Origin of the sequence: Sphingopyxis sp., assembly GCF_035565275.1 — a bacterium.
Lineage (GTDB): Bacteria > Pseudomonadota > Alphaproteobacteria > Sphingomonadales > Sphingomonadaceae > Sphingopyxis.
Genome location: NZ_DATMST010000112.1, coordinates 25,161 through 33,962, shown reverse-complemented (window position 1 = coordinate 33,962; position 8,802 = coordinate 25,161). Strand labels below are relative to the sequence as shown.

At 66.2% G+C, this 8,802-nt stretch carries 5 protein-coding genes; 1 reads left to right on the top strand and 4 read right to left on the bottom strand.

Going from position 1 to position 8,802, the window contains the following annotated elements:
* Positions 1-943 (top strand): dihydrolipoamide acetyltransferase family protein (locus tag VN047_RS07755; RefSeq protein ID WP_325541547.1); only part of this gene is annotated, 943 nt, incomplete at its 5' end.
* A 65-nt stretch (positions 944-1,008) separates the two neighbouring features.
* Here VN047_RS07755 and VN047_RS07750 read toward each other — a convergent pair.
* The 4 genes from VN047_RS07750 to VN047_RS07735 form a co-directional block, all read right to left on the bottom strand.
* Entirely contained in the window at positions 1,009-6,096 is a 5,088-nt protein-coding gene (locus VN047_RS07750) for a hypothetical protein (RefSeq protein ID WP_325541546.1), read from the bottom strand.
* Positions 6,097-6,162: 66 nt separating this feature from the next.
* Positions 6,163-7,227, bottom strand: a complete 1,065-nt coding sequence (locus VN047_RS07745) for a hypothetical protein (RefSeq protein WP_325541545.1) — start codon at positions 7,225-7,227, stop codon at positions 6,163-6,165.
* A 74-nt stretch (positions 7,228-7,301) separates the two neighbouring features.
* On the bottom strand, positions 7,302-7,766 hold the full coding sequence (locus VN047_RS07740) for a hypothetical protein (protein ID WP_325541544.1): 465 nt from the start codon (positions 7,764-7,766) through the stop codon (positions 7,302-7,304).
* 11 nt (positions 7,767-7,777) lie between these two features.
* Entirely contained in the window at positions 7,778-8,779 is a 1,002-nt protein-coding gene (locus tag VN047_RS07735; protein WP_325541543.1) for a hypothetical protein, read from the bottom strand.
* Positions 8,780-8,802 lie beyond the last annotated feature (23 nt).

Here is an 8,802-nt window from a genome sequence, read left to right as displayed (position 1 = left end):
TGCGCCTGCGCCCGTTGCAGCTCCCGCGCCGACACCCGCTCCGGCTCCTGCCCCCGCGCCGGTTGCCGTCGTCGATCATGGAAAGTCGGTTCTGGCATCGCCCGCCGTTCGCGCCCGCGCCAAAGATCTCGGCGTCGACCTCTCGCAGGTCCAGGCCGAGGGCGACCGCCTTCGTCACGCCGATCTCGACGCCTTCCTCCGCTACAGCGGCGGACAGGGCTATCACGCCCCCGGCGCCAGCCGCGCACGCGCCGACGAGCCGATCAAGGTCATCGGCATGCGCCGCAAGATCGCCGAGAATATGGCGGCCTCGAAGCGCGCGATCCCGCACTTCACCTATGTCGAGGAAATGGACGTCACCGCGCTCGAAGAGATGCGCGCGGATTTGAACGCCAACCGTGGGGGCCGTCCGAAACTGACGATGCTGCCCTTCCTGATCGTGGCGATCTGCCGCACGATTCCGCAGTTCCCGATGATCAACGCCCGCTACGACGACGAGGGCGGCGTGGTGACGCGTTACGGCGCGGTGCATCTCGGCATGGCGACTCAGACCGATGCGGGCCTGATGGTCCCGGTGATCCGCGACGCGCAGGACAAGAATGTGTGGCAGCTCGCGAGCGAGATCACCCGCCTCGCCGAAGCCGCGCGCACCGGCAAGGCAAAGGTTGAGGAATTGACCGGCGGCACGCTGACCGTCACCTCGCTCGGCCCGCTCGGCGGCATTGCGACGACGCCGGTGATCAACCGCCCCGAGGTCGCGATCATCGGCCCGAACAAGATCGTCGAACGCCCGGTGTTCGCCGGCGACGAGATTCGCCGCGCCAAGCTGATGAATCTGTCGATCAGCTGCGACCACCGCGTGGTGGATGGCTGGGATGCGGCAAGCTATGTGCAGGCGCTCAAGAAGCTGATCGAGACGCCGGTGCTGCTGTTCGCGGACTGAGATAGCGACGAAGCAATCCGGGGCAGTGGGCGCCCCCGGATTGCTTCGCTATGCGCAGGGCAGTGCTACAGCCCCAGCCCCGCGAAACTCGTCTGGTCGAACTTCAGCCTGAAGGTCACATAGGCGCCCGAGCGCGAGAAGCGCGCGTCTTCAAAATCGCGGTCGTGGAAGCCCGCGAAATTATAGCCGAAGGTGATGTTCGCATTCGTCATCGGCGCCAGCGTGACCATCGGGCCGCCCGCCCAGCTCACCGTATCGGCGTCGGTCCCGACGCGCACGGTGCCCGAGGCACCGACATCGACATGTTCGCCGAGGTTCACGCGGAAGTCCGCGCCGATCAGGTTCGACCAGCCCTTCACGTCATCAGCGCCGAAGCGGTCGAAATTATAGCGCGTGCCCCAGAAAAAGGCGATTTCGGCGCGCTCGTTCCAGCCGTCGCCGAACCCGCGATCGCCGAGCGGGGTCCAGTTCACCGACAGGCTGTTGAGCAGGCGGCGGCTTGTCGCGTCGCCGTCGATCGTCAATGTTCCGCCGATCGGTCCGGCTTCACCTGCGGCCGCATCGCGGACCTTGTCCGAGCGGAATTCGCTCTTGTTGAGCCATGATATGCGCGATGCCGCCGGGCGGTGCGCCCAACTCATCTCGAAGTTGATCACTTCGGTCGTCGGCGCGGTGCCAGCGCCGCTTGCCTTGGCGTAGGTGAAGAGTGCGCCCAATGCACGGCCCTCGCCGAGCTGACGGAGGCCTCCGAGCGTCAGGCCGTAACGGTCGGCGAGTTCGCCGTCGCGATATTCGGCGCGGCCCGTCAGCGTCCAGCGGTCGGCGCGCCAGGTCGCGCCGGTGCTGATCGCGAGGAAATCTTCGGTCAGCGTGCCGTTGCCGCCGAGGAAACCGCCCGACGCCACCGGATGCTCGGTATTGAGCACATCGCCGGCACGAATGCCGCCGATCGTACGATTGCCGTCGATCGACATATCGACCGACCAGCGTTCGCCGAGCTTCAGCGACTGCGACAGGCCATAGGCTGCGAAGCTGCGCGGGCCATATTCGCCGATCTCCTGTTGGTTCGCGGTCGCGAGCAGCCGCGCACCCGACCAGGGCGTCAGGTCGAAGCCGAGCCGCGCGGTGCGCGCCTTGATCGTGTCGCCGTCGGCGATTTCGTAGCTGCCGACCAGATTGACGTCGCGATTGATCGCGTAGCGCGCGCCGAGGCGGTGCCGCGTCGGGAAATCGACACTGGCGTCCTTGCCGCCGAGCGCGAATTCGGTCTGTGCGTCGAGTTCGAGGCGCTTGCCCATCAGCCGCTGCGTCGCGCCGAGCTGGACGATGTTCGATCGGTTGCGGCTGCCGTCGGTCAGGCGGTCGTCGGCGTGCGTCAGCCCGGCGCGCGCGACGCTGGTGCCATTGTCATATTCGACGAGCGCGCGCGCGGCACGGCGGCGTGCATCGGTGTCGAGATAATCTTCCTGCCAAGCGCTGCCGGTGACCGACAGGTTGCGGCTGGCTTTCACGCGCGCATCGAAACCGAATTTGCGTGTGCCATTCTCGCTGCTGTTGAGCTGGCCGGTGCCGAAACCGGCTTCGCGTTCGCGGACGTAGGCGAGGAAGTCGGCGTTGCTGCTGTGATGCTCGGCCTCGATCAGCCAAGCCTTTGCGGCGCCGTCGGCGGTCGTGCTGCCGTTGGTCGCCTTGGCATCGCTGAACGCGAATTCGGCGCGAACTTCGGTTTCGATCGTCGGGCGATAACGCGAGTCGACACCGCCGAGGTTAGTCCTGGCGTTGCCGTCCTCGTCGTGGATGAAGGTCGCGCCGACGCGCAGTTTCTCGTCTTTCGACTGATAGCTGAGGCGGCCGCCGGCGTTCAGCACGCGCTGGCCGACGCCGCCCGTCTCATATTCGGCGACGATGAACTGCGGATCGAGGTTCGACGAGCGGCTGAGCACCGGCTCGCGGAAGCGGATCGTGCCCGACAGATAGTCGATGTCGTAATCGACGTGGCGCGACAGGCTGACGCTGTTGACGATCCGCTCGCTGTGCAGCCGGTCGCGCGTTTCAATTACGATCCGTTCGCTGTTCGGCAAAATGTCTTTCGCGCCGAGCTGGTACGGGCCGGTCAGACCGTTGCCCTGGATCTCGTCGCGGCGGAAGCGGTAGGGGGTGTCGGCGACGAAGGCAGTTGCGGCTACATTGCGGCCGCGATATTCGGCCTTGCCGCCGTTGAGCGCGCGCTGGTAGCGGGCGAGCTCGGGTTCCGATATCCCCGTCTCGATATCACCGAACATCGCATAAAATTGCGGGCGTTCGAGCCGCAGGTAGAGCTTGCGCACCGATGCCGCGTCGTAGCGCGTCTCGTTACGGTCGGCGTAGATGGTGTAATAGGCGCGCGGATCGATCACGCCGCCGAAACGCGCGTCGTCCTTGTCCTTGTCGCTGTCATAGGCGAGCGTCATCAGCCATTTGCCGCGCACGCGTCCCTTGGCATAAAGCGCGAGGCGCGCGTCGGCGTCGAGGTCGCCCGTCGTCTCGGCCACCGGCTCCATCCGGTCGTCGAGCGTGTTGTAACCCAGCGTGCCGGCCGCAAAGCCGACCACCGTCCACGGACGATTGCCCGGATCGAGCCAGGTTTCGATCGTCTGCTTGCGCGTCACCTTGTCGTCGCGGAAAGTGAAATCCATCGCGAGCGTACCCGACGCGGTCGTCGGCTCGAGTTCGATATAGGCGATGCCGTCGTCGCCATCGACCTTCCACACCGGCTGCGCGCGTTCGAGACCGGCGAGCTGGCGCGCCTGCTGCGCATCGGCTTCGATCGCCGGGTAATAGGGGGCCGGGACACTGAAGTCGCCTGTCAGCCCGGCCCGGATCGGCTTGCCGTCGCGGTCGGTCAGGCGCACCGCGATCACCGGGCGGGTGACGCCATCGGCGACCAGCACCGACTTTTCGCGGATCAGCGACGCGCGCATCGGGGTAATCGAGTAATGGACGGTGCGTTCGAGCGTTTCGACGACCCCACCGCCCGCATCTTTCACTTCGGCGACAAGGCGGTTCTCGCCCTCGCGGATTTCGAGACCGCGCCACAGGCTGACGGCGACGCTGCCGTCGGCCGACTTGCTCACGCCTTCGAAGGTCAGTGCGTCGGCGGGCTTGCCGTTGATGCGGAGCGAGACCGTCTGGCCCGGCGCGTGTTTGATTGCGGCGCGGATCGCCTTGGCGCGGGGGTTGTGATCCGTGTCGGGGAAGAGCCAGCCGATGCCGGGCGCCTGACCCGCAAGCCAGTCGCGGTTGGCGCCGGCGGCATCGGGATCGCCGAGCACCTTGGGCGCTTCGATGGTCACCTTGTTCGGTGCGGCGCGCGGAGTGCTCGCAGCGGCCCGGAAGTCGGCGCGCTTCAGCGCGCCGCCGCGGCCTTCGACGAAACGCGAGATCGGGCTGCCGGCGCTCTGCGTCGAGCGCGCGCAATCGATCGTCTCGCGATCGAGCGGCAAGGTCGACGGATCGATCTGCACGACATGCAGGCCGGGACGCACGCCCTCGAAATGATAGCGGCCATCTTCGTCGGTGACGGTGTAGCTGCCGTCCTGCAGCATGACGCGGACGCCCATGATGCCATCAGCCTTGCCCGGATTCACACTGCATCCGCCGTCAGTGATGCGGCCGATGATCGTCATGCGGTCGCCAAGCTGGTCGCGTTTGATCGCGATCGTCGCTTCGGCGATGTTGCTCTGTGCGCCGCGATTGTCGGTGGCGGTGGCGCGGTTGAGCGCATTGCCCGGCTGCGCCGACACAATAACTTCGGCCAGATAGGTGAGCAGTGCCGACCGTGCCGCCGCGATGCCGGGCAGGGTGACCGCGAACTCGCGGCCATTGGCTTCGACAACCGCATCGGCGCGCACCCCATCGATCCGCACCGTATCGGCGCGCAGGCGCATACCGGCGGGCAGCACATCGCGGACCGTTACGGCGCCGGTGTTGCGGCGCGTGTCGCGGTTCGAGACCTCGATGCGATACTGGATCACGTCGCCGGGCACCGCGACCTGCGTCGAAGTCGTCTTCCGCAGGACGAGCGGCAGGCCGGGTTGGTCGACGGGAATGTCGACGCGGACGGGCGCGGGGCTGCTCAGCGTGAATGGATCGCCATAGCTCGCGCCGGTGATCTCGAACGGCTGGCCGTCGTCGGGGCGGCGCAACCCGGCGAGCGCGGCAGGGCTGGACGTCGACGGCGCGGTGTAAGGTGCGGGCGGCGCGACGATCAGGCGATAGGTGCCCGGCGCGACAAAAGGAAAACGATAGTCGCCTGCTGGGAAGCTGTAGGTGGTGCCGCCCGAATCGGTCACGCTCTGCCCGGTGAGAACGCTGGACGGATAGGTCGAGATCCCGTCGTCGCCGAACACCTGTGCGGGCTGGCCAGTCGCGGCGTCGACGAGCGTTACGCGGCTGCCGCCGACCGGCGCGCCGTCGCCACTGTCGAACACGATGCCGAAGGGATCGACGAGGAAGTCGATCGTCGCGAGCGCGACCAGGCTGGCATTCGCCTGTTCGATAACGCGCAACGTCAGCGGCGCGCCGGGATTGACCGACAGGCGACAATCGCCGGCGACCACGGCAGGCGGGACGCCGATCGTGTTGATGATACCGACGAATTCGCCGCTGTTGTCCGCGGTCTCGGTCAGGATGATCGCCTCGCGGTCGCCATTTTCGAGTTCGAGGACAACAGGCAGCGTGTCTCGCGCCTGCGGATCGGCATTGGCCGATGCGAACGTGGCGCCGACGACGAGCACTTCGCCGGCGCGGAAATTGCCGGTGCTTTGCAGCGAGGCCGGGGCGGTCGAGATGCCTTCATAGACGCCGCCCAGATCGATCGTGCTGGTCGCATCGCGCCCATTGGTGCGCCTGCACTGCGTCGGTGCGAGCGCTACCGACTTGTTGCCGCCACCGTCGGTCAGGCGATAGGTGGTGATCGTCGGCCGCTCGGGCGGACGGGCGGTGACCGCCACATCGACGCGGTTCGACAGCGCCTGACCGGGCTGCCCGTCCTGCGTCCACTGCGCCGAGGCCGTGTTCGTGATCACCTGCGCGCGCGCCGGAGGTATCGCGGGCAGCAACGCTGCCGCGACCAGCGCGGTCACAAGGCCGGAAAATTTCGTGCGGCGTGCCATATCGGCCCCGAAAGGAGCAGCGGGAGACGGTTTTCGGGCGTCACCCGCTGCTCCGTCCGTAAGCGATCAGTTGACGGTCGCGCGGAAGACGAGCGTGCGCGTGGCGCCCGCCGCGATCGTCGCGATTGTCCCCGACACGTTCGGCGCGGCATAGCTGCCGCCGGCAGCGCCGTCGGCGTTGCATGTCCCCGCCGTGACCGTGCCGTTCAGCAGGATGGTGCCTGCGCTGAACGTCAACTGCCCCGGAACGGGGTCGTTGATGACGACCGAGGCGGCCGCAGCGCCGCCGCTGTTGGCGACTGCGATGCAATATTCGACCACAGCGCCCGGGATCAGCTTCGGATTCGTCGTATTGTTGAACGGATCCGAAATGACGCGGCTGGTCTTGGTGACCGCCAGCGTTGCTGTCTGAACGGTATAATCGTCGTTATCGCTATGCGAGCCGTCGCGCGCGGCATCGCCGGTAACGCCAGCGATATCGGCGAAGACCGTGTCCTTGCCCGCGGTGTTCGCGCCGGTGGTCTCGGTGATCGTCGCACCCTGCGTACCCGCGAGGCCGCCTTCACGCGCGGTGGCGCGCAGCGTGACGCCGGCAACCGCGTTGTTCGCGAGAGCCGCCGGAATGTCGGCGACCACGAACAGGCGGATTGCCGTGTCGACGACAAGTTCATCGACATAGCCGGTGAGCAGCGTATCGCCGACATCCCAGCTACCGACCGTACCCGTACTGCTATTGTCGCGGTATATGCGGACATTGGTCGCGTCGAACGTGTCGGTTCCGCCATGCGCGGTGGTGCCGCCCGCAATCTGGGACGCGACGAGCGCGAAATCGAGCGTCTCGTTCGAGCTGTTGGTCAGCTGGAACGTCGTGACGGCGTTCGTCTGTCCGGGAACGACCGTGGTCGTCACCGTGCCGACTTCTTCGACAAGCAGGTTGATCTTGCGGTCGACGGTAAAATTATTCGATGCCGACTGCTGTCCCTGCGCGATGCCACCGACCTGATAGTCGACAGTGGCGGTATTCGTGATCGTGGTGCCTGCGGTCGTGCCGGCGGCAAAGGCCGGCGTGGCGGCGACGCTCGAAAGCGCCGTCAGACCGATGGCACCCATATAAGTCAGCTTGCTGGTCATAGCTGAGCTCCTGGGCTTTATGCTGGTTGCCGTTTCCCCACCGCTGGCAACCGTCAAGCGGCTTTATTCATTCGCTATTTGACAACTCCCCTAAACATGAGCTTGCCCGTTCCGCCGACCGGGATCGGGTTCTGGAAAGCCCAGCGGACGTGCGTGACATCGGCGGGTTGCGCCGGACGGCGCGTGCCGTCGGTCATCGGAACGCTGAGGTCGGCAAGCAGTCCCCACTGCTTGCCGCCGTCGACCGAAACGAGCGACTGCGTGTCGCCGGCGTCCGCAAAGCGGACAGCCGACGGCATCGGATTGGTGATCACGAACTTGTCGGCCGGCTGCGCGCCGGCGTTGCGGTAGTTGAGCACGAAAACGAGGCGGTCGCCGGGAACGACAACCTTGGGTTCTTCGAGCAGGATTCGTTGCTTTCCCTGCGCGTCGGTCGACACGCGTTCGACGAACACGGCGTTGTCGAGCGCGACCTGGTTCGCGGCGAACGCCGGACCCGGCGCAAGTGTCGCGAGCAAAAGGAAAAGAGCGTTACGCATGCGCATCTCCATCAATTGATCGTTGTACGGAAGGTGACGGTGCGGGTCTGGCCGCCGGCAACGGTGCCGAGCGCCACATTGATCCGCGTGCCGTTATAATCGCCTGCATCGGCGTCGGTCGTATCGGACAGCCCGCTGCCGCCGAGCGTGATCGAGCCCGGAACATAGCTGGTGTCGGCCGGAATATTATCGGTGATCGCGAGGCCGCTGACCGATCCGCTGCCGGCAACCGTGGCAACGATCGTATAGGTGATCGTTGCGCCCGGGACCGGATCCGCGGTGTTCAGCGAATTTGTCACGATGGCCGATTTGACGAGCGTCACCGTCGCGGCCGATACAATATACGCCCCGGCATCCTGCCCGTCGGCGCCAGTCGAGCCGACGACGGCGTCGCCGCCGCCTTCGCCTTGACCCGCAAAGCTGTAACCCGGCGTGCCCGTGCCGGTTTTCGCTGCCGCGACGAGGCTGACGATGCCGCGATTGCCGTCGACCACCGTTCCCGGTGTCGTCGCAAGCACGAAGATGGTGGCGCTCTGGTCGGGATCGAGCGACGGATCGTTCGCGCCCGGCGTATATAGCGGGTCGGTGCTGGCGTCGAAGAGGCCGTCGCCATTGTCGAGGTAGATTTGCGTGACGACGGGGTCGTAACTGTCGCCGCCCGCATTGGCGATCGTCGTGAGGCCGAAGGCTTCGACCCCGTTACCGTTATTCGTGACCGAGAAGGTCAGCATCTGACCCGTGGCGCCGGGCGTCGTCGGAACGTCGGCAGGATTGCCCGAATCGACCGTGACATCGAGCAGTTCGTCGACGAGCAGGTCGACGCGATTTGAATCCACAGTTGTCGTACCGCCGCCGGTATCGAAGCTCGCGCTGGCGGTGTTGCTGATGGTGGAGCCCGCACGTGTGCCGGCGGCGTGTGCCTGCCCCGGCAGCGCGAGCGCGGCCAGCAGGGCGAATGTCGAGCAAGAGGGAAGAAGCTGATGCTTCGCGCCCCCCACAGGCGCTTTCATCATCACTTTGACTCCGAACAGGTTGG

What these genes read in the sequence shown, in the direction of transcription:
- VN047_RS07740 (WP_325541544.1), bottom strand. Translation starts at nt 7,766, where the DNA reads ATGCGTAACGCTCTTTTCCTTTTGCTCGCGACACTTGCGCCGGGTCCG.
- VN047_RS07735 (WP_325541543.1), bottom strand. Translation starts at nt 8,779, where the DNA reads ATGATGAAAGCGCCTGTGGGGGGCGCGAAGCATCAGCTTCTTCCCTCT.
- VN047_RS07750 (WP_325541546.1), bottom strand. Translation starts at nt 6,096, where the DNA reads ATGGCACGCCGCACGAAATTTTCCGGCCTTGTGACCGCGCTGGTCGCG.
- VN047_RS07745 (WP_325541545.1), bottom strand. Translation starts at nt 7,227, where the DNA reads ATGACCAGCAAGCTGACTTATATGGGTGCCATCGGTCTGACGGCGCTT.